The organism is Stenotrophomonas sp. YAU14A_MKIMI4_1 (genome assembly GCF_003086855.1).
Taxonomy (GTDB): domain Bacteria; phylum Pseudomonadota; class Gammaproteobacteria; order Xanthomonadales; family Xanthomonadaceae; genus Stenotrophomonas.
The window spans coordinates 2014205-2035680 of the sequence record NZ_CP025998.1 but is presented as its reverse complement, the minus strand read 5'-3'; the positions used below and the strand labels follow the sequence as shown (position 1 = coordinate 2035680).

The following is a 21476-nucleotide window of genomic DNA, read 5'->3' as shown; positions in this document are numbered from 1 at the left end:
GGGAGCGGCCAATGTCGTGGTTCCCAACGACCTGGGCCGCCAGTTTGAGGCTGAGATGCCCAATCGCAAGTGGGTGACCGATGTAACCGAGTTCAAGGTGCAGGGCATGAAGCTCTATCTTTCGCCGATCATGGACCTCTACAACGGCGAAATCGTGGCATACCAGATGAAGCGCCGGCCCGTGTTTGACCTGGTGGGTGAAATGCTGGACCAAGCGATCAGGAGGCTTTCACCGGAAGATCGTCCGATGATCCACTCCGACCAAGGCTGGCACTACCAGCACGAAAACTACCGCCACAAGCTCGAAAAGCACTCGCTGAAACAGAGCATGTCCCGGCGTGGCAACTGCCTGGACAACGCGGCCATGGAAAGCTTCTTCGGGACCCTGAAGTCGGAATTTTTCTACCTGAACACCTTTGACAGCATCGATAGCCTGGAAGCTGGGCTGGTGGAGTACATCCGGTACTACAACGAGAATCGTATCCGCTTGAAACTAAAGGGCTTGAGCCCCGTACAGTACCGGGAGCAGGCCGCGCTGGCCGCCTGATCCCCCACCTGTCCAACTTCAGGGGGTCACTTCACCTTTGGGGGCTTGGCCGCGGCATCCATGCCGCGGACACCCCTGCACACCCCACCCACCCGGCCTCGGACAGTTCCCCGCGCGTCCACCCCGGATTGAAGAAAGAAGAGCAAGAGCAACAGCTGCACGCCGCGGGGCCTCTGCGGGGTCGGATCCCTTTTCCAAAGGAAAAGGGCTCTGACCCCACTCGCCCTGCATCCCGCCCCAGGGGTCGGATCCCTTTTCCAAAGGAAAAGGGCTCTGACCCCAATTCCCCGCCCGATAGAAACAACGCTCTTGCCGTCCGCCGCCGCGATGCATGAAGAGGCGGGTCGGGGTGGGCAGGCAGGACCGCAGGCGCCAAGGGCCCGAGGCATGCCTCGGGCGGGTTGGGCAGGACGCCCAACCCCGGTCTTGCCGTGTGCGCAGGAAAGCGCACACGAGCGAGGCGCCTACGAGCCCCCATGGGTGAGGGCGCTTTGCTTGCGAAGCACTGCTTCGCAAGCGCCCGAACGCACAGCCGCCAGCGGCTGGGCCGGACCCCGGAGGGGGGTTTAGGGCGTGTCCTGCCTGCCCACCCCGACCCGCCTCCCCCAGAAGCAACAAACAGCCGACCAACCGCTGTTGCTGTTGCTGTTGCTGTTGCTGTTGCTACAAAAGCCTGCAGCAGGCAGCGAAGCAGCTGCCGCTGCAAGGGAACCTGAATGCGCTCATAGCGCCACCCTCAAATCTCCCCGCCCCCGGCCGATAACCGTTCTGTCACGGCCGGTCGCGCCGTCACCGGTACTGGCGCCGCCCGCCCGTCTCGACCTGGTCCCGCTTCATGAACCTCCTGCATCGCTGGCAACACTACTTCAGCAACCTCTCCGTCCGGCGCAAGCTCAACCTGCTCACGCTGATGATCGCGATCGGCGTGATTGCACTGTCGGTGATCGCCGCCCGCATGCAGTACCTGGACCTGACCGAAACGCGCAAGGACGCCCTGCGCACCCAGGTCGAACTGACCTACGGCGTGCTGGACCACTACAAGCGCCTGGCCGGCACCGGCGAACTGACCGAGGCAGCCGCCAAGGCCGCCGCGCTGCAGGCGCTGGAAGTCATGCGCGCCAACAACGATGCCGACTACTACAACGTGCTGGACACCCAGTACCGCGTGCTGATGCACCCGTTCGCGCCCAAGCGCGTGGGCACCGTGCAGAAGGATTACACCTCCGATGACGGCGTGCCGATCTACTACCTGCAGGTCGGCATGGCCCGCCTCGGCGGCGGCTACACCTACTACCAGACCACCAAGCCCGGCAAGGAAGGCCTGATCGACAAGATCACCTACGCCGGCATGTACGAACCCTGGAAGTGGGTGGTGACCACCGGCGTCTACATGGACGACGTGCAGAGCGACGCCTGGGCCTTCACCGGCATCATGGCGCTGTCCGGTGGCCTGCTGGTGCTGATCGTGCTGGGCCTGAGCTGGATCATCGGCAACCGCATCGCCGTGCCGCTGAAGCAGGCCACCGCGGTGGCCGAAGGCATTGCGCGCGGCAAGCTGGACAGCCACATTGGCCCGCAGCCGCACGACGAACCGGGCCGCCTGCTCGAATCGATGTCGCGCATGCAGCAGCAGCTGCACGCGGTCATCACCGCCCAGCGCGAAATGGCCCGCCGCCACGATGGCGGTGAACTCAGCTACCGCATCGACGCCGCCGCCTTCCCCGGCGAGTACGGCCTGATGGTGCAGGAAACCAACACCCTGGTCGGCAGCCACGTGCAGACCCTGCACGATGTGCTGGACGTGGTGCAGCAGTACGCCGTGGGCGACCTCAGCCGCGACGTGGCGCGCTATCCGGGCGAAAAGGCCGCCATGACCACCACCGTCGATACGGTCAAGGCCAACCTGGGCCGCATCAACGCCGAAATCAAGCAGTTGGCCGCCGCCGCCGCCGCCGGTGATTTCAGCCAGCGTGGCGATGCCCAGCGCTTCAATCACGATTTCCGCGTGATGCTGGAAAACCTCAACGCCATGATGGCGGTCAGCGATGACAACCTGGGCAAGCTCTCGCAGCTGCTGTCGGCCATCGCCGAAGGCGACCTGACCACCCGCATGCACGGTGACTACCAGGGCGTGTTCGCCCGCATGCGCGACGATGCCAACAGCACCGTTGCCCAGCTGACCCAGATCGTCGGCCAGATCCAGGCCAGCACCTCCAGCATCACCCTGGCCGCCGGCGAAATCGCCTCGGGCAACAGCGACCTGTCGCGCCGCACCGAACAGCAGGCCGCCAACCTGGAAGAAACCGCCGCGTCGATGGAGGAACTGACCTCCACCGTGCGCCAGAACGCCGAACACGCCCGCCAGGCCAACCAGCTGGCCATCGGCGCGCACGGCGTGGCCTCGCAGGGCGGCGAAGTGGTCGGCCAGGTGGTCACCACCATGTCGGCCATCGAAGCCTCGTCGAAGAAGATCGCCGAGATCATCAGCGTGATCGATGGCATCGCCTTCCAGACCAACATCCTGGCACTGAACGCCGCAGTGGAAGCGGCGCGTGCCGGTGAACAGGGCCGCGGTTTTGCCGTGGTCGCCAGCGAAGTGCGTACCCTGGCGCAGCGCTCGGCTGCAGCGGCCAAGGAGATCAAGGGCCTGATCGACGATTCGGTCGGCAAGGTCAACGAAGGCTCGGCACTGGTCCACCAGGCCGGCGCGACCATGGGCGAGATCGTGGCCTCGGTGCAGCGCGTGACCGACATCATGGCCGAAATCTCCGCCGCTTCGCAGGAACAGAGCGCCGGCATCGAGCAGGTCAACCAGACCGTGGTGCAGATGGACGAAACCACCCAGCAGAACGCCGCGCTGGTGGAAGAAGCCACCGCTGCCGCACGCGCCATGGAAGACCAGGCCGCGCAGCTGGCCGATGCAGTGGCCATCTTCCGCCTGGACAACCAGGTGTCGGCGGCGGTGAAGGCCGTGGCCGCCCGCGTCGCCCCGCCCGCACACGCCATCGTGCGCGCCCCTGCCCGCCCGCAGGCCGTGCGCACCGCGGCACCGCGCACGCCTTCCAGCCCGGTCGCTTCCAGCGACGGTGACTGGCAGGAATTCTGATCCCCCGCGGCGGCTTCGGCCGCCGCCCACCCGATGGACACCTCCCCCGTGCAGAGCCCAACCCCCATCGTGACCGGCCCCCGCGAATTCGAGTTCGCCGACCGTGATTTCCGCCGCGTCTGCGACCTGATCTACCAGCGCGTAGGCATCGCCCTGGCCCCCGCCAAGCGGGACATGGTCTACGGGCGCCTGTCGCGGCGCCTGCGCGCACTGGGCATGCGCAGCTTCCAGCAGTACCTGGACCATCTGGAACAGGGCGAAGGCGAGGAATGGCAGGCGTTCACCAACGCGCTCACTACCAACCTCACCTCGTTCTTCCGCGAGCCGCACCACTTCGACAAGCTGCGCGAAGAACTGCAGAAGCGCACCGGCCGCGGTCCACTGCTGCTGTGGTCGTGCGCGGCGTCCACCGGTGAAGAGCCCTACTCCATGGCCATCACCGCGTGCGAGGCCTTCGGTACGCTGAAGCCGCCGGTTCGCATCATCGCCACCGACGTGGACACCCAGGTGCTGGCCACCGCCGGCCGCGGCGTCTACAACATCGACCGCGTGGCCAGCCTGGACCCGGACCTGCGCCGCCGCTACTTCCAGCGCGGCAGCGGCCCCAACGAAGGCCAGTGCCGGGTGCTGCCGGCCCTGCGCGAGCTGATCGAATACCGCCCGCTGAACCTGCTGGCACCGCGCTACGACGTGGGCGGTCCGTTCGACGCACTGTTCTGCCGCAACGTGATGATCTACTTCGACAAGCCGACCCAGCGCGCCATCCTGGGCCGGCTGGTGAACCATCTGGCCGACGATGGCCTGCTCTACACTGGGCATTCGGAAAACTATCTGCACGCGGCCGACCTGATCCAGCCGTGTGGCCGCACGCTGTACCGACGCGCACAGGGAGCCGGCGCATGAATGCATCACTGCGCACCGATGATGTGATGCGCTACCAGGACGCACGCTTCAAGACCGTGGCAGCCAAGCTGCTGCCCACCCAGTACCTGGTGGTGGACGACACCACCGCGCTGACCACCACGCTGGGTTCCTGCGTTGCCGCCTGCCTGCGCGATCCGGTGCTGAAGATCGGCGGCATGAACCACTTCCTGCTGCCCGAAGGCAACGCCGGCGATGGCGCCCCCGCGCGCTATGGCAGCTACGCCATGGAACTGCTGATCAACGACATGCTCAAGCGCGGCGCCCACCGCAAGCGCATCGAGGCCAAGGTGTTCGGCGGCGCCAACGTGCTGAAGGGCTTCACCAGCAACCCGGTCGGCACCCGCAATGCCGAGTTCGTGCGCCAGTACCTGCAGGCCGAACACATTCCGATCATTGCCGAAGACCTGTGCGGCATCCATCCGCGCAAGATCTGGTTCTTCGCCGATACCGGCCGTGTGGTGGTGCAGCGCCTGCCGCACGCGCACGAGGCCGAAGTGGCCGCCACCGAATCGGCCGTGCGTGCCCGCCTGTCCAAGGCCCCGGTCACCGGCGGCGTGGAGTTGTTCGAATGAACGGGCCCGGCAACGCCCCCTGCCGGGTACTGATCGTCGACGACTCTGCCGTGGTCCGGCAGATGCTCACCGAAATCCTGTCCAGCGATCCGGGCATCGATGTGGTCGGCACCGCTGCCGACCCGTTGCTGGCGCGCGAGAAGATCAAGCGCCTGGCCCCGGATGTGATCACCCTGGACGTGGAAATGCCACGCATGGATGGCCTGGCGTTCCTGGAGAACCTGATGCGCCTGCATCCGTTGCCGGTGGTGATGATTTCCTCGCTGACCGAGCGCGGCGCCGACACCACCCTGCAGGCGCTTGCACTGGGCGCGGTGGATTTCGTTTCCAAGCCCAAGCTGGACGTGGCCCGCGGGCTGCAGGGCTACGCCGAGGAGATCATCGGCAAGGTCAAGATGGCCGCGCGTTCGCGGGTGCGACCGCTGGTGCGTGCGGCGGCGCCCAAGGTGCTGCTGGACGCGGCACCGTCGCTGCGCCCGGCCGCACCGCAGTTCCGGACCACCGACCGGCTGATTGCCATCGGCTCCTCGGCCGGCGGCACCGAAGCGCTGCGCGTGGTGCTGGAAGGCATGCCCGCCGACGCCCCGGCGGTGGTGATGACCCAGCACCTGCCGGCCAGCTTCAGCACCGCCTTCGCCGAACGCCTGGACCGCCATTCGGCCATGGCCGTGCGCGAGGCCAGCGATGGCGAAGCCGTGCTGCCGGGCCATGCCTACCTGCCGCCCGGCGGCAAGCACCTGCGCATCATCCGCGACGGTGCCCGTTGGCGCTGCCGCATCGACGACGGCCCGGCAGTTAACCGGCACAAGCCGGCCGTTGACGTGCTGTTCCGCTCGGTCGCGCAGAGTGCCGGTGGCAATGCCATCGGTGCCATCCTCACCGGCATGGGTGACGATGGCGCGCGCGGCCTGCTGGAAATGCGCCAGGCCGGCGCACCCACGCTGGTGCAGGACGAGGCCACCAGCGTGGTCTGGGGCATGCCCGGCGCGGCGTTCAAGCTGGGCGCCGCCGAAGATCAGGTGCCGCTGGAGCGCATCGCCGAGCGCCTGCTGGCGCTGGCCCGCGGCTGACCGCGCAGCCGCCTTCCCCCTCACAATCCAACGTCATCCACAGGCGGACCGCCCAGGGCCGCCTGTGCTGTTCCACTTTCAAGGAGTTTCACCATGGCATTACGCCTGATTCCACTGCGCGGCGCGCTTGCCGCCACCTGCCTGCTGCCGATGCTCGCCAGCGGCACCGGTCGAACGGATGCTCCGCCAGCGGCACCCACACCGCCCCCCGCAGGCTGGACAGAGCACGTGGCGATCAGCGCCGGCGCCGGCCAGCACATCCACGATCATCACCCGGATGTCGTACTGCGCATCGTCACCCCCGAAGATGGCGAGCGCATCACCGGCGCGGCCAAGACCGGGCAGTTTGTACGCCAGGTCTTCGGCGCCAGCTCCACTACCCGGCTGGATCCCAAGCATCTGCGCGGGACCGACGTCCAGGCAGTACCCAGCCCAGCCATGGACCTCATGCCCAGCCTGTTCAATGACTGGCTGCAGCAGTACTTCACCCTGTTCCCCGGTGCGATTCCCCAGGGCCGCACGCTGTTGAAGGTAGAGGCGAATGAGTGGGCCCTGGTCTACCAGAAGCCCAAGGCAGGGCAACAGCTCTATCAGCTCAGCCACTTCACCCGCCTGCGCCTGCAGCAACCGGACGGCAGCACGATGGACGCCGCGTACTGCAACGATCCCGGGCGCGAGGCCACGCTCGAACAATGGCAAGCCAATGACTACGCGCGACTGCGCGCCAGTGCCCGCGAACTGGCCGCTGCCTGCGTGCAGCGCTTTGTCAGCAAGCTGCCACAGTTCTTCCCGCAGCCGCTCCCCACCGCAGGCAGCGGTGACGGCACGGCACGCGTGCGGGTTCTCAACTCGGCAACAGAACGGGTCACCATGCTCGGCGATGCCTACTGCCTGGCCGACGGCAGCCGACGCTTCGATGACCCGCGTTGGCCCGCCTCCAGCAACGCCAATGCGCTGGACAGCGAGGCGGGCAACCTCAGCCTCGGCATCGCCGAAACCGAAACCCTGCGCAGCCTGAAGTCGCCGAAGTACCGCGAGTATGCCGTGCAGGCCGGGCAGCCGTTGATCTTCGACGCGGACGTCCGCCACCGCGGCGCGTTCTGCACCGGCACGCTGGCGGTACAGATCGTGCCGGTCACCGGTATGGATTACGAAGTGAAGATGGATATCGTCGGCCAGGTCTGCAGGTTGAACGTCCATAGCGTCGATGCCGAAGGTGTCCGGCTCGCAGTGCCAGCCAGGCGCGCGCCGGAGACGTGCACGCGTCCGGACGTGGACTACACCACGCTCACCACGAAGACGCCGCGCGAACCGCTGGACGCCATGGGCGTCTTTCTGTTCACCAACAACGCGTTGCAGGTGCAACCTGCGGACAGGGACAGCCCACCGCTGCAGCTGGCCGACGGTTCTGCCGATGCTGCGCGACTGCAGACGCTGTTGCAGCAGATGCTGGCCACGCCGGGAACCCGCGCCTGCGTGATCGTGCCTGCGCAGGATCACGCCAGCCCATTGAACACGCTGCTGCGCGACTACGTGCTCGAGCATGGCGCGGCACTGCCTGGCCTGTGGGAGGCAGCCGCGACGGTCAATCAGGCGCGCCACGCAGCTCCGGCAGCACCGCTGGATCTGCAGGCCGCCGTGCAGCACTGCCAGACCCTGCCCCGCCTGGACTTCCGCGTGCAATAACCCATCGCCTGCGACGGTAGCGCTGGCCCAGGACTGACCGGACCGCAGCACCCCCTCGACAACACCTCGTTCGAATGCCGGCACCGGAAGGGCCGGCATGGCTGTTTCTGTTTCTCAAGGAGCTTGACCATGGCCCTGCGCCGCTTCCCCTCCCGAACCACGCTGCTGGCAGCGGCCCTGCTTGCACCGCTGCTGGCCACCGCGGCAGCCCAGCCGGCATCGCCACAGGCACCCTCCTCGCCCGCCACCGACGCTGCCGATGCGTGGAGCGAACGCGTGCAGATCCTGAGCGGTCCGGATACCGCCGCCAAGCCGCTGCACGCACCGGACGTGGCGCTGCGCATCGTCACCCCCGATGACAGCGAGGCACTGACGCCGAAGGGACTGTCCCTGCTGTTCAGTGGAAATGAGCCCGACTACAGCCGGCGCAACCAGCTGCCCGGCAGCATCATCGAAGGCCAGGCCAGCCCAGCCATCACGCTGATGCCGAACGTGGCCAAGGCGCTGGTGGGCGGCTATTTCCGTTATGCGCCCGACGCACTGCCGACCCAGACCAGCACCCTGCGCTTCAATGCCGAAACCTGGGCGCTGGTGCACCAGGGCAACACCCGCAAGGATCCGCTGTACCGGCTCAACCACACCACCACCATCCAGCAGCGCCGCGCCGATGGCAGCCTGGCCGAGATCATCCGCTGCAGCGACAGCGACGAGCGCGCGACGTTGGGTACCTGGCAGGCCAACGACTACGCCCGGCTGAAGAGCGCCGCGCAGATGATCACCATGAAGTGCATCGAGAAGCTGATCAAGCGCATTCCGGCCATGTACCCGCGTCCGTTGGCGGGTGAGGATCTCAGCGCCTACGCCGATGGCGTCGTGCCGCCAGCACGGGTGCGCGTGTACGCCGATTTCGGCCGGACCACCACCCTGCTCACCGATGCGACGTGCCGCGACGATTACCGCGACCGAATCGACGTCAAGTACAACAATGCTGGTGACAAGGGCCTGCTCGGCATTCCCAGCACCGAAGCCCTGCGCAGCAAGCAGGACCAGCGGTTCTCCACGCTCAGCTACCAGGAATACCAAATTCCCGGTGGCAAGCCGCTGATCTTCGAGGCGGCCTTTGATCCCAAAAGCGGCCTGTACTGCACGGGCACGCTGTCCGGCCAGTTCGTGGCCAAACCCGGCCAGGACTATGAAGTGGAGTTTGAGGTGGCCGACAAGATGTGCCGGCTGCATGTCCGCCAGGTTCACGCCGATGGCAGCGTGACGCCGCAGCAGGCCCGACCGACCCCCACCATCTGCGAGCGCACGCGCGCGCCGGTGCGCATCGAACCGCGACAGGAGATGCAGGTCCTGCTGTTCAGCCCCGGCCAGCTGCAGATCCAGGACGCCAACCCGGGCAGCGCCGCGCAGCAGCTGCGTGACGAAGCAGGCAGCAGCGACGCACTTCAGCAGATGCTGCAGCAGGCCAGCAGCACGCCCGGCACCCGCCTGTGCGTGGTGGCGCCATCATCGGACTACAGCAGCGTGCTGCACGATGCCGTGCGCGAACGGGTGCTGGACGCGCCGCAGGTGCTGCCCAGCCTGTGGGAAGAAACCGCGTCGGTGAACCAGCGCCGTGGTGCCGCCGCCGATGCGCCGGTTGATATCACTGCCGCCGTCGAACGCTGCAAGGCCTTCCCGATCAAGGAGTTCGCTGGGCAGTAAGCCGCAGCGCGCCCGTTCCGCTTTTCCAAGGAGTATCACCATGGCAGTACGCCCCGCTTGTCTCACCGCCGCGATCGCCGCCAGCCTGCTGCTGGCCGCGTCGGCCCATGCCAGCGACCCAGCACCCGCACCCGACACCGCCGCGGCAACCACCCTCGCGTCGGCGCCCGAACCCGCGGCCGAACCGGCAACCCAGGCCATGCCGGAACCGGTCGCCGAGACTGTTGCTGCGCCGGTTGCGGCCGCCGTGCTGGACTACAGCAGCCTGCAGCGCATCAAGATCACCTCCGGGCTGGGCACCGGGCCCGACGGCAATCGCTACGGCGATCCGGCCCTGCGCCTGGTGATGCGCGGTGACACCGCCGGCGCTACCGCCGCCAAGGTCGGTCTGTTTGCGCTGGGCACATTGGCCGGCATCGGCGGCCAGACCAGCACCTTCAGCAAGAACAACGTGCGCGGCGACAGCATCGGTGAAGTACCCAGCCCCGCGTTTGGGCTGTTGCCCGCGATGATCCGCGAACAGCTGGCGATCTACTTCGCGGCTCATCCCGGCGCCATTCCCAGCGACGAGCGCACCGTCGAAGCCAGCGCCGGCCAATGGTCGCTGGTGTACCAGAAGCTCGGTGATGCAGACACGCCGTACGAGCTGCGCCACGACGCCACCATCGGCTTCCCGGTAGTGCGCAGGCTGTTCCGCAGCGCGAGCGGCGGCCAGGGCGTGCACTGCCAGGACGAGGCACAGGTGGCCCCGCTGCAGGACTGGCAGGCCGACGACTATGCCAAGGCAAAAGCCGCCTCGCGCGACTTCGCCGAGGCCTGCATCGCCCGCTTCGTTGCCGAACTGCCGCGCCTGTTCCCCGACCATGGGGTGTTGCCGGAGACCGCCGCAGAACCGGAGCCACCGGCAGACGCGCCGGCGGTAGCCGAAGACGCGACCGCCGTCACCCAGGCCTGACCCCAGCCCGGGGTCGGACCCCTTGCCGCAGGCAAGGGCTCTGACCCCGGGTGCATCGCGCGCCGCCATCCACGCATGGCGTGGATCTACTGCCGGGCAAGAGGTCGGACCCCGGCTGCATCGCCCGCATCCCCAACCACGCATGGGGTCGGACCCCTTGCCGCAGGCAAGGGTTCTGACCCCAAGTGCATCGCGCGCTGCCATCCACGCATGGCGTGGATCTACCGCCGGGCAAGGGCTCTGACCCCGGGTGCATCGTGCGCATCCCCATCCATGCATGGGGTCGGACCCCTTGCCACAGGCAAGGGCTCTGACCCCGAGTGCATCGTGCGCGTCCCCATCCACGCATGGGGTCGGACCCCTTGCCGCAGGCAAGGGTTCTGACCCCAGACGCATCGTCCGCGCCGCCATCCACGCATGGCGTGGATCTACTCGCCCCAGTACAGCCGCATCGGGTTGTCCACCAGCAGCCTGCGCTGCAACTCGGGCGTGGGTGCGATGTGCGGAATCACGTCCACCAGGTGCCCGTCGTCGGGCATGTGGTCCTTCATGTTCGGGTGCGGCCAGTCGGTCCCCCACAGCACCCGGTCCGGGAACTGCCGCACCAGATGCCGGGCGAACGGCACCACATCGGCGTACCCGGGCGGCCCCAGCCGTGACAGCCGCTCGGGGCAGCTGACCTTGCTCCACACGTTGCCGTGCTCGGCCATCAGTCGCACGAAACGCTGGAACTCCGGCCCGTCCACAGGCTGGCTCACGTCCGGGCGGCCCATGTGGTCCACCACCACGGTGGTCGGCAACGTGGTGAAGAAGTTCCAGCGCTCGGCCAGATCGGCCGCCTCGAAGTACACCACCACGTGCCAGCCCAGCGGCGCGATGCGATCAATGATCGCGTGGTAGTAAGCATCCGGCTTCGGGTCGACCAGCCGGCGCACGAAGTTGAAGCGCACGCCCCGCACCCCGGCCGCATGCAGCTGCTGCAGTTCTTCATCACTGACGGTATCGCGCACGGTGGCCACGCCCCGGGCCAGGCCGCCGCTGGCCTGCAGCGCGTCCACCAGGGCACGGTTGTCGGCGCCATGGCAGGTGGCCTGCACGATCACGTTGCGGCTGAAGCCCAGGAAATCGCGCAGCGCGAACAGCTGCGCCTTGCCGGCGTCGCACGGCGTGTACTTGCGCTCGGGCGCATACGGGAAAACGTCGCCCGGCCCGAACACATGGCAGTGCGCGTCCACCGCACCGGGCGGCGGCACGAATTGCGGCCGGCTCGGGTGCGCACAGTAATCCAGCCAGTCGGGATCTTTCTGGAAGGCGGCCATCACAGCCCCCTCGCCTTCAGCTGGGCATCCAGCCGCGGGTAGACACGGCGCGCATTGCCTTCGAACACCTTGTAGCGGTCCTGCGCCGAAATCGCCAATGCATCGACATAGCGGCGGGTGTCATCGAAGAAATGGCCGGTCTGCGGATCGATGCCGCGCACCGCGCCGACCATTTCCGAGCCGAACAGGATGTTGTCGATGTCGATCACCTCGAACAGCAGGTCGATGCCCGGCTGGTGGTACACGCAGGTATCGAAGTACACGTTCTTCATCACATGCTCGGCCAGCGGCGGCTTGCCCAGCATGTCCGCCAGGCCACGGAAGCGCCCCCAATGGTACGGCACCGCACCGCCGCCATGCGGGATGATGAAGCGCAGCGTGGGGAAGTCACGGAACAGGTCACCCTGCAGGAACTGCATGAAGGCGGTGGTATCGGCGTTCAGGTAGTGCGCGCCGGTGGCATGGAAGTTGGCGTTGCAGCTGCCCGACACATGCACCATGGCCGGCACGTCCAGCTCCACCATCTTCTCGAAGAACGGGTACCAGGAACGGTCGGTCAGCGGCAGGCCATCCCAATGGCCGCCGGACGGGTCCGGGTTCAGATTGCAGCCGACGAAACCGAGTTCGTTCACGCAGCGCTCCAGCTCGGCCACCGCGTGGGCGATCGGCACGCCCGGCGACTGCGGCAGCTGGCAGACGCCAATGAACTGCTCGGGATACAGCTGCACCACCCGCGCGATCAGGTCGTTGCAGTGCCGCGTCCACTCGGCACTTACCTGCTCATCGCCGATGTGGTGCGCCATGGTGCTGGCACGCGGCGAGAAGATGGTCATGTCCGCGCCACGCTCGCGCAGCAGGCGCAGCTGGTTGGCCTCCACACTGTCGCGCAGTTCATCGTCGCTGATGGTCGGATAGACCGCCGCCGGCAGCGAGCGATCGTTGTAGTGGGCCACCTGCGCCTTGCGGAACGCATCGTGGCCGGCCGGGGCCGTGGTGTAGTGGCCGTGGCAGTCGATGATCATGGGGGATCTCCTGGGGCGATGGATCACCAGCCAAACAGCTGGGCGAAATGCACATCCACGCGCAGTCCGACGATCAGCGCATCGGGGATGTTGGTCGTGCGCGTGGGCGCGTAGATCGGGTCGGGGTTGATGACGTACTGCAGGTTGGGCATCAGGCGGATGCCCTTCTTCACCGCCCAGCCATAGCTGAGTTCGGTGATGATTTCATCGGCATGCGGCGCGCCCGTGCCGCCATTGCGGCTGCGGCGATCACGCAGGAAGCCGATCTGTTCGTCGCTGAAGTGGGTGTTGGACACGAACAGGGCCAGGGTGTCCTGGTCGCGGCTGGCAAACGTGCCGGTCTTGACGAAGCCGGCCGACACGAAATGATCGACCGGCGCCTCGTTGCCGGTGTTGAGGTAGACACGCCCGAACACCGCCAGGTTGCGCTTGCCCTTGCCGCGCCACACGGTCTGGTCGCCCATCGCGTACCAGCCCATGCGTGCGCCATCCTGCGCCGCGGTCGGCTTACCGGTCAGCGCCGCCGAGTTGCCGTTGGCATCGAAGTACGGGCTCTTGCCACCATCGCTGTTGCGGTACATGCCCAGCCGGTACGTGCGCGGCAGGCGATCGTTGGCGAAGCTGGTCTGGTAGCCCACTTCGTAGGCACTGATCGTGCCGGTGCCCTCGCCTACCGAGAAATCCAGGCCGTTCTTGCCGGCCTCGTTCAGCGTGTTGTTGTAATCGAACACGCCGGCCTGGGCGTACCAGCGATCATCCACGTCGTAGCGCACGATGCCCGCCCACGAAGAATTCGGATAGGCGGTGATACCCAGGTCGGTGATCGCACCGTACGGGGTCAGGCACATCGCATTGCTCATGAACACGCAGTTGAGCGGCGAGTTGTTGAAGTAGCTGTTCACCGGCGCGCGGCCGGCAGTGACGCTCAACCCGTTGTCGAAGCGGTGGCGCAGGGTCAGCCGGGTCAGGCGGCCCCCGGCCACCGGTCGCCAGGTCTGTTGTGCGCTGATCGAATTGCCGATCTTCTCGCGCGCCAGGTTGCGCCCGGCGAACCACGCCCACTGGGCATCGACCTCGGTGCCGTGTACGCCGAACAGTTTGTCCAGGTCGAACTTCGATTGGGCCATCACCCAGTACGAGCCTTCGGTGCCCTGTTCGACACCGCCCACCGGGTTGTGGGCCACGTTGCCGACCAGGTCCAAGGTCAGGTCGATGCCCTCGGGCACGCTGCGTCCAGCGGCGAAGGCCGGCGCGGCCAGCACACTGGCCAGCAGCAGGTACAGCGGGGTGCGCAGGAACTGCGACATGTTCTCTCCCTTCCCGGCGCCGCCGGCGCCAGGTTGTTGCATTCGATGGAGGCCACGCGCGGTGGCCGTCAGGGCTCAGACCATGGCCTCAGGCAGGCTGTGCGCCCAGCAGACGCTGGCGCGTGCGGCGGGTGCCGATCTGCGCCGCCATGGTCTTTTCATCCAGCTTGCCTTCCCACTTGGCGATCACCAGCACCGCAATCGCGTTGCCGATCAGGTTCACGAAGGTCAGCCCTTCGGCCAGGATGCGGTGGATGCCCAGGATCAAGGCAATGCTGGCCACCGGAATGGTGCCGGTGGTGCCCAGGGTGGCGGCCAGCACCACGAATGCCGCGCCGGCCACGCCGGCCGCGCCCTTGGACGTCAGCAGCAGCACGGCGATCAGCCCCAGCTGGTGCCACACGGTCAGTTCGGTGTTGGTGGCCTGGGCCAGGAAGATCGCCACCGTGGTCAGGTACAGGCAGGTGCCATCCAGGTTGAACGAGTAGCCGGCGGGAATCACGAAGCCGACCACCCCTTCCTCGCAGCCCAGCTTCTTCATCTTTTCGATCAGGCGCGGCAGCACGGTCTCGGTGCTGGTGGTGGCTGCCACGATGATGATCTCGTCGCGCAGGTAGCCCAGCAGGCGCCACAGGCTGGCCCCGGTCCACCAGCACACCGTGCCAAGCACCAGCACGGTGAACAGCCCGCAGACCACGAAGAACTCGATGATCAGCTCGCCCAGTGACAGCAGCGAGGCGGCACCGAACTGGCCCACGGTGAAGGCGATGGCGCCGAATGCACCGATGGGCGCCACGTACATGATGTAGCCGATGATCTTGAACAGCGCGCCGGAGGCACTCTCGATCACGTCCATCACCGGCTTGCCGCGTTCGCCGACGGCGGCCAGGGCAACGCCGAACAGCACCGCCACGAACAGCACCTGCAGCACGTGCGCTTCGGTGAACGCACTGACCAGCGTGTTGGGAATGATGGCCATGATGTAGGCCACGATCGACTGGTCGTGGGCGGTGTGCACGTAGCCCTGGATGCTGGCCATGTCGATGGTCGCCGCATCGATGTTCATGCCGGCACCGGGCTGCCACAGATCCACGGCTACAAGGCCGACGATCAGCGCCAGGATGGTGATCACCTCGAAGTAGATCAGCGACTTCAGCGCCAGCCGGCCCACGCTGCGCATGTCGCGCATGCCGGCGATGCCATGCACCACGGTGACGAAGATGATCGGCCCGATCATCATCCGGATCAGCTTGATGAAGCCATCACCCAGCGGCTTCATCGCCGAACCCAGATCCGGCTGCAGCCAGCCCAGCAACACGCCGATCACGGTGCCGGCCAACACCTGGAACCACAACTGGCCCAATATTCCAAAGCGGCCCGGCCGCTTCCCTACCACGGTCATAACAACCCTCCCAGGTCGCAGAGAATAGAAAGGCGTCGCCTGTTCAGTCGAACAGTTCGCCGTCGAACAGCTTCCGTGCAGTGCGCAGCATCGCCGCGCGGGCCACCTGCCCGTCCTCATTCAGTTCAATCACGCAGGCGGTCGCCCCGCTGGGGTGCTCCACCGCCAGCGTCTGCACCTGCCCACCCGGCAAGCGGGCCAGGGCGTGTGCCGGCGACCCCGGCAACAGGCAGGCCGTGGCCACCGTCACCGCGCCCAACACGCCGATGGAGGCATGGCAGCGGTGCGGGATGAACGAGCGCACGCAGATCGCGCCGCCGTCGGCCGGCGCGGCCACCAGCATCATCTTCGGCACAGATTTTTCGGCCACCTCGCCCAGGTTCATCATCGGCCCGGCCTGCAGACGGATCGCCTCCAGGCGCGCCTTCAGTGCGTCGTCGGCATCCAGGGTGGCGCGGTCCTCATGCCCGCTGATGCCCAGATCCGCTGCCTGCAGCACCACGCAGGGCATGCCGTTGTCGATCAGGGTCACCTGCACGCCGTCGATCACATCCACCGGGTTGCCGGTCATCAGCAGCGCGCCGCAGCTGGAACCGGCCGTGTCCTCGAACGCCAGCGGCACCGGCGCGGCAGTACCCGGCACGCCGTCGATGCGCGCGTCACCGGCATAGCTCACCACGGCACCCGGTGTCTGCACGCTGGCGGTGGCCAGGGTGCCGGTGTTGGCCATGAAGATGCGTACCTCGGTCACGCCATCGCGTGCCGGCACCAGCCCGCGTTCAATCGCGAACGGGCCCACGCCGGCCAGCATGTTGCCGCAGTTCTGCGCGTCGCTTACCAGCGCCTGGTCCACGAAGACCTGCAGGAACAGGTAATCGACATCGGCATCCTCGCGCTGCGAGGGCGATACGACCGCCACCTTGGAGGTGAGCGGGTCGCCGCCGCCCATGCCATCGATCTGCCGCACGTCCGGCGAACCATAGGCGCGCAGCAGGAAGGCATCGCGCGCGGCGCCGTCGGCCGGCAGGTCCTGGGCCAGGAAGAACCCGCCCTTGGACGTGCCACCGCGCATCCACATCGCGCGCACGCCCTTACTCATAGCGCAGGCCCTTGGCTGCCAGGCGCTCACGCATCGCGTAGATGTCCAGGCCCAGTTCTCCACGGGCCAGGCGCTCGCGCTTGTCGGCCTCGCGTGCTTCGCGCGCCTGCGCCTCGGCAGCCACCCGCGCCGCCTCGGCACGCGGCACGATGCACACGCCGTCATCGTCGGCAATCACCACGTCACCTGCATTCACCAGGGCGCCGCCACAGACCAGCGGCACGTTCACCGAACCCAGCGTTTCCTTCACCGTGCCCTGCGCATGGATCGCGCGGCTCCAGACCGGGAAGCCCATGGCGGTCAGCTCGCGCACATCGCGCACGCCGGCATCGATCACCAGGCCGCGGCAACCGCGCGCCTGCGCCGAGGTGGCCAGCAGATCGCCGAAGTAGCCATCGCTGCAGTCGCTGGTCGGTGCCACCACCAGGATGTCGCCCTCGCCAAGCTGCTCGATGGCCACATGCATCATCCAGTTATCGCCCGGCGGCACCGACACGGTCACTGCGCTGCCGGCGATACGCGCGCCGCTGTAGATCGGGCGCAGCCGCGGGTGCAGCAGGCCGCTGCGACCCTGCGCCTCGTGCACGGTGGCCACGCCGGCCTCGGCCAGTGACTGGATCAGCGCCGGTGCGGCGCGCTCGATGCGGGTGATGACGCGGGACATCCATCCATCCTTCGTTGGCGATGGCGCAGTCTGTTCCGCAGCCCACAGCCCCTCAAGATCGTTTTTCGTCCATGCCATTCAATCTGGTTATAGTTGTGCCATGAACGCGCTGCCCGAGCTGAACCTGAAGCACCTGCACGCGCTGCTGGCGGTGCACACCCATGGCGGCATCAGCGCGGCGGCACCGCACATCAATCTGTCGCAGCCGGCGCTCACCCAGGCCATCGCCCGGCTCGAGCGGCAACTGGATGCGGCGCTGTTCGACCGGCAGCCCAGCGGCATGGTCGCCACCGAGGCCACGGTGCTGCTGGTGCCACGCATCGAGCGTGCCCTGGCCTACCTGGCCCGCGGCGTGCGCGCCGCCCGTCGCGCCGCGCGGCTTCCGGCACTGGCTGCGGTCGAGCGCCGGCTGACCCTCAGCCAGCTGCGCGCGCTCACTGCGGTCGACAGCGCCGGCAGCTTCACCCTGGCTGCAGCGCGCGCGGGGATCTCGCAACCGGCCATGCATCGCGCCGTGCGCGAGCTGGAAGCGGTGATCGAAGTTCCACTGCTGCAGCGGCGCGGCAAGGCCTTGCTGGCCACGCCGGCCGCCACCCGCCTGCTGCGCTGGGTGCAGCTGGCGCTGTCCGAACTGGCCACCGGCGTGGACGAGCTGGCCGCCCTGCGTGACCAGCATGGTGGGCGCCTGGCCATCGGGGTAATGCCGCTGGCCCGTGCGCTGCTGCTGCCACAGGCACTGGCACGCTTCGCGCGGGCGTGGCCGGGCGCCACGGTGAACGTGGTGGAAGGGCCGTTCTCGGAACTGCTGTCCGACCTGCGCCAGGGCAGCCTGGACCTGCTGGTGGGCGCCATGCGCGATCTCAGCGCGGTGCCCGACGTGGTGCAGGAAGGCCTGTTCGACGATGATCCGGTGATCGTGGGCCGCGCCGGTCATCCGCTGGCGGCACGGCAGCCGTGGCGCTTTGCGCAGCTGCTCGACTACCCCTGGGTGATCCCGGCCACCGGCGCACCGGTGCGCGCACGCTGGGAACGGATGTTCCGCGACAACGGCCACGAACCGCCGGTGTTGCGCATTGAGTGTGGCTCGCTGGTGATCACCCGCGGGCTGCTGCTGGAAGACGACTGGCTGACCCTGATGTCACGGGACCAGTTCCTGATCGAACGCCAGGCCGGCCTGCTGGCCGACCTGGGCCTGGCCGGTCAGGCCCTGCGCCGCCGCATCGGCCTGACCACCCGAGCCGACTGGCACCCCACGCGGCCGCAGCAGGCCTTCCTGCAGGTCTTCCGCGAGGTGTGCGCCGAACGCAGCAGCGATGGCCCTGACGCCTGGCCATTCCGCTATCGCTGAAGCCATGGGGGTCAGACCCGTTTTCCACAGGAAAACGGCTCTGACCCCACCAACGAAAAAACCCCCGGCTCGCACCGGGGGTTCTTCGTTTACCGCATCAACCGATCAGCAGGATCAGGCTGCGACCGTCTTGGCCACGTCCTGGTACTCCTCGATCTGGTCGAAGTTCATGTAGCGGTAGATTTCCGCACCGCTCTTGGCGATCACGCCAATATCGGCCATGTACTCTTCCTTGGTCGGGATGCGACCCAGACGCGAGCAGATCGCGGCCAGTTCGGCCGAACCCAGGTACACGTTGGTGTTGCGGCCCAGACGGTTCGGGAAGTTGCGGGTCGAGGTCGACATCGCGGTGGAACCTTCGCGGATCTGCGCCTGGTTGCCCATGCACAGCGAGCAGCCCGGCATTTCCATGCGTGCACCGGTGGCGCCGAAGGTGCCGTACACGCCTTCCTTGGTCAGCTCCGAAGCATCCATCTTGGTCGGCGGGGCCACCCACAGGCGGGTCGGCAGGTCACGCTTGCCGTCCAGCAGCTTGGCCGCGGCGCGGAAGTGACCGATGTTGGTCATGCACGAACCGATGAACACTTCGTCGATCTTGGCGCCGGCCACTTCGGACAGGGTCTTCACGTCGTCCGGGTCGTTCGGGCAGGCCACGATCGGCTCGTGGATGTCGGCCAGGTCGATCTCGATGACGGCAGCGTATTCGGCGTCGGCATCCGGCTCCAGCAGCTCCGGGTTGGCCAGCCACGCTTCCATCTTTTCGATACGGCGCTGCAGCGAACGCGGATCCTGGTAACCCTCGGCAATCATCCACTTCAACAGGGTGATGTTGCTGGTCAGGTACTCGATGATCGGCTCCTTGTTCAGGCGCACCGAGCAACCGGCAGCCGAACGCTCGGCCGACGCATCGGACAGTTCGAAGGCCTGTTCGACCTTCAGTTCCGGCAGACCTTCGATTTCCAGGATGCGACCGGAGAAGATGTTCTTCTTGCCAGCCTTGGCCACGGTCAGCAGGCCCGACTTGATGGCGTACAGCGGAATGGCATTGACCAGGTCACGCAGGGTCACGCCCGGCTGCATCTGGCCCTTGAAGCGCACCAGCACCGACTCCGGCATGTCCAGCGGCATCACGCCGGTGGCGGCGGCGAAGGCGACCAGGCCCGAACCGGCCGGGAACGAAATGCCCACCGGGAAACGGGTGTGCGAGTCACCACCGGTACCGACGGTGTCCGGCAGCAGCATGCGGTTCAGCCAGCTGTGGATCACGCCGTCGCCCGGGCGCAGCGAGATGCCGCCACGGGTGGAGATGAACTCCGGCAGGGTGTGGTGGGTCTTCACGTCCACCGGCTTCGGGTAAGCGGCGGTGTGGCAGAACGACTGCATCACCAGGTCGGCCGAGAAGCCCAGGCAGGCCAGGTCCTTCAGCTCGTCGCGGGTCATCGGGCCGGTGGTGTCCTGCGAGCCGACCGAGGTCATCTTCGGTTCGCAGTAGGTACCCGGGCGCATGCCCTGGCCTTCGGCCAGGCCACAGGCGCGGCCGACCATCTTCTGTGCCAGCGAGAAGCCCTTGCCGGTGTCGGCCGGCTGCACCGGCAGGCGGAACAGATCGGTCGGGGCCAGGCCCAGCGCTTCACGCGCCTTGCCGGTCAGGCCGCGGCCGATGATCAGCGGAATGCGGCCACCGGCGCGCACTTCGTCGAACAGCACTTCGGACTTCACCTGGAATTCGGCGATCACTTCACCGTTTTTCAGCGCCTTGCCTTCGTACGGACGCAGCTCGACCACATCGCCGTGCTCCATCTTCGACACGTCCAGCTCGATCGGCAGTGCGCCGGCATCTTCCATGGTGTTGTAGAAGATCGGGGCGATCTTCGAACCCAGGCAGACGCCACCGGCGCGCTTGTTCGGGATGAACGGAATGTCATCGCCGGTCCACCACAGCACGCTGTTGGTGGCCGACTTGCGCGAAGAACCGGTACCGACCACGTCGCCCACGTAGGCAACCAGGTGGCCCTTGTCCTTCAGGTCCAGGATCTGCTGGATCGGACCGCGCTTGCCGTCTTCTTCCGGGGTGAACGGCGCGTCGTCGCGCTTGTTCTTCAGCATCGCCAGGGCGTGCATCGGAATGTCCGGGCGGGTGGTTGCATCCGGCGCCGGCGACAGGTCGTCGGTGTTGGTTTCGCCCGGCACCTTGAACACGGTGACGGTCAGGCTCTGCGGCACTTCCGGGTTGTTGGTGAACCACTCGGCATCGGCCCAGCTCTGCAGCACGGACTGCGCGTTGGCATTGCCAGCCTTGGCCTTCTCCTGCACATCGTGGAAGGCATCGAAGACCAGCAGGGTCTTCTTCAGGCCGTCAGCGGCGATGGTGCCAACGCTGGCGTCGTCCAGCAGCTGCACCAGCGGGGCCACGTTGTAACCGCCCAGCATGGTGCCCAGCAGTTCGGTGGCGCGCTCGCGGCTGATCAGCGGGTTCTGCTCGCTGCCCAGCGCAATGGCGGCCAGGTACGAGGCCTTGACCTTGGCAGCGTCATCCACGCCGGCCGGCACGCGGTGGGTCAGCAGGTCGAGCAGGAACTCGGCCTCGCCCTGCGGCGGGTTCTTCAGCAGTTCGATGACATCGGCCGTCTGCTGCGCGCTCAGCGGCAGCGGCGGGATGCCAAGCGCAGCGCGCTCGGCGACGTGGTGGCGGTAGGCTTCCAACATGACAACTCCCGGGTAATGCGTAGGTTGAAAAAACAAAATGGG

Annotated in this window: 16 protein-coding genes; 9 read left to right on the top strand and 7 right to left on the bottom strand. The window is 67.1% G+C overall.

What is annotated here, in order from left to right; all coding sequences use genetic code 11:
- From C1931_RS09335 to C1931_RS09300, 8 genes are all read left to right on the top strand, one after another.
- The coding region (locus C1931_RS09335) for an IS3 family transposase (RefSeq protein WP_108757714.1) at positions 1–547 on the top strand (547 nt) is incomplete at its 5' end.
- A gap of 835 nt (positions 548–1382) precedes the next feature.
- Complete coding sequence (locus tag C1931_RS09330) at positions 1383–3653, top strand: methyl-accepting chemotaxis protein (RefSeq protein ID WP_108756110.1); 2271 nt, start codon at positions 1383–1385, stop codon at positions 3651–3653.
- Positions 3654–3686: 33 nt separating this feature from the next.
- Positions 3687–4556, top strand: coding sequence for a CheR family methyltransferase (locus C1931_RS09325; RefSeq protein WP_108749530.1), 870 nt, complete (start codon positions 3687–3689; stop codon positions 4554–4556).
- Complete coding sequence (cheD, locus tag C1931_RS09320) at positions 4553–5149, top strand: chemoreceptor glutamine deamidase CheD (RefSeq protein ID WP_079221788.1); 597 nt, start codon at positions 4553–4555, stop codon at positions 5147–5149. Before C1931_RS09325 ends, cheD begins: the two co-directional genes overlap by 4 nt.
- On the top strand, positions 5146–6219 hold the full coding sequence (locus C1931_RS09315) for a chemotaxis response regulator protein-glutamate methylesterase (RefSeq protein ID WP_108756109.1): 1074 nt from the start codon (positions 5146–5148) through the stop codon (positions 6217–6219). Before cheD ends, C1931_RS09315 begins: the two co-directional genes overlap by 4 nt.
- Positions 6220–6312: 93 nt before the next feature.
- The gene (locus tag C1931_RS09310) at positions 6313–7905 is read left to right on the top strand and encodes a hypothetical protein (protein ID WP_159095462.1); all 1593 of its coding nucleotides are present in this window, start codon (positions 6313–6315) and stop codon (positions 7903–7905) included.
- A 129-nt stretch (positions 7906–8034) separates the two neighbouring features.
- Entirely contained in the window at positions 8035–9612 is a 1578-nt protein-coding gene (locus tag C1931_RS09305; RefSeq protein WP_108756107.1) for a hypothetical protein, read from the top strand.
- Between the two features lie 40 nt (positions 9613–9652).
- Entirely contained in the window at positions 9653–10567 is a 915-nt protein-coding gene (locus C1931_RS09300) for a hypothetical protein (RefSeq protein ID WP_108756106.1), read from the top strand.
- A gap of 428 nt (positions 10568–10995) precedes the next feature.
- Here the strand turns inward: C1931_RS09300 and C1931_RS09295 are convergent, their stop codons facing one another.
- From C1931_RS09295 to C1931_RS09270, 6 genes are all read right to left on the bottom strand, one after another.
- Positions 10996–11886: an amidohydrolase family protein gene (locus C1931_RS09295; RefSeq protein WP_108756105.1), complete on the bottom strand. Its 891-nt coding sequence runs from the start codon at positions 11884–11886 to the stop codon at positions 10996–10998.
- Entirely contained in the window at positions 11886–12908 is a 1023-nt protein-coding gene (locus C1931_RS09290; RefSeq protein ID WP_108756104.1) for an amidohydrolase family protein, read from the bottom strand. Before C1931_RS09290 ends, C1931_RS09295 begins: the two co-directional genes overlap by 1 nt.
- A gap of 23 nt (positions 12909–12931) precedes the next feature.
- On the bottom strand, positions 12932–14215 hold the full coding sequence (locus C1931_RS09285) for a carbohydrate porin (protein WP_159095461.1): 1284 nt from the start codon (positions 14213–14215) through the stop codon (positions 12932–12934).
- 88 nt (positions 14216–14303) lie between these two features.
- Complete coding sequence (dctA, locus tag C1931_RS09280) at positions 14304–15617, bottom strand: C4-dicarboxylate transporter DctA (protein ID WP_108756102.1); 1314 nt, start codon at positions 15615–15617, stop codon at positions 14304–14306.
- 43 nt (positions 15618–15660) lie between these two features.
- Positions 15661–16716, bottom strand: a complete 1056-nt coding sequence (locus tag C1931_RS09275; RefSeq protein ID WP_108756101.1) for a 4-oxalomesaconate tautomerase — start codon at positions 16714–16716, stop codon at positions 15661–15663.
- Positions 16709–17380, bottom strand: coding sequence for a 4-carboxy-4-hydroxy-2-oxoadipate aldolase/oxaloacetate decarboxylase (locus tag C1931_RS09270; RefSeq protein ID WP_108749521.1), 672 nt, complete (start codon positions 17378–17380; stop codon positions 16709–16711). Before C1931_RS09270 ends, C1931_RS09275 begins: the two co-directional genes overlap by 8 nt.
- Before the next feature lie 100 nt (positions 17381–17480).
- Between C1931_RS09270 and C1931_RS09265 the strand changes: the two genes are divergently transcribed.
- Complete coding sequence (locus tag C1931_RS09265) at positions 17481–18728, top strand: LysR substrate-binding domain-containing protein (protein WP_108756100.1); 1248 nt, start codon at positions 17481–17483, stop codon at positions 18726–18728.
- Positions 18729–18842: 114 nt separating this feature from the next.
- On the opposite strand, the gene acnB is transcribed toward C1931_RS09265, so the two are convergent.
- Entirely contained in the window at positions 18843–21434 is a 2592-nt protein-coding gene (gene acnB, locus C1931_RS09260) for a bifunctional aconitate hydratase 2/2-methylisocitrate dehydratase (RefSeq protein WP_108756099.1), read from the bottom strand.
- Positions 21435–21476 lie beyond the last annotated feature (42 nt).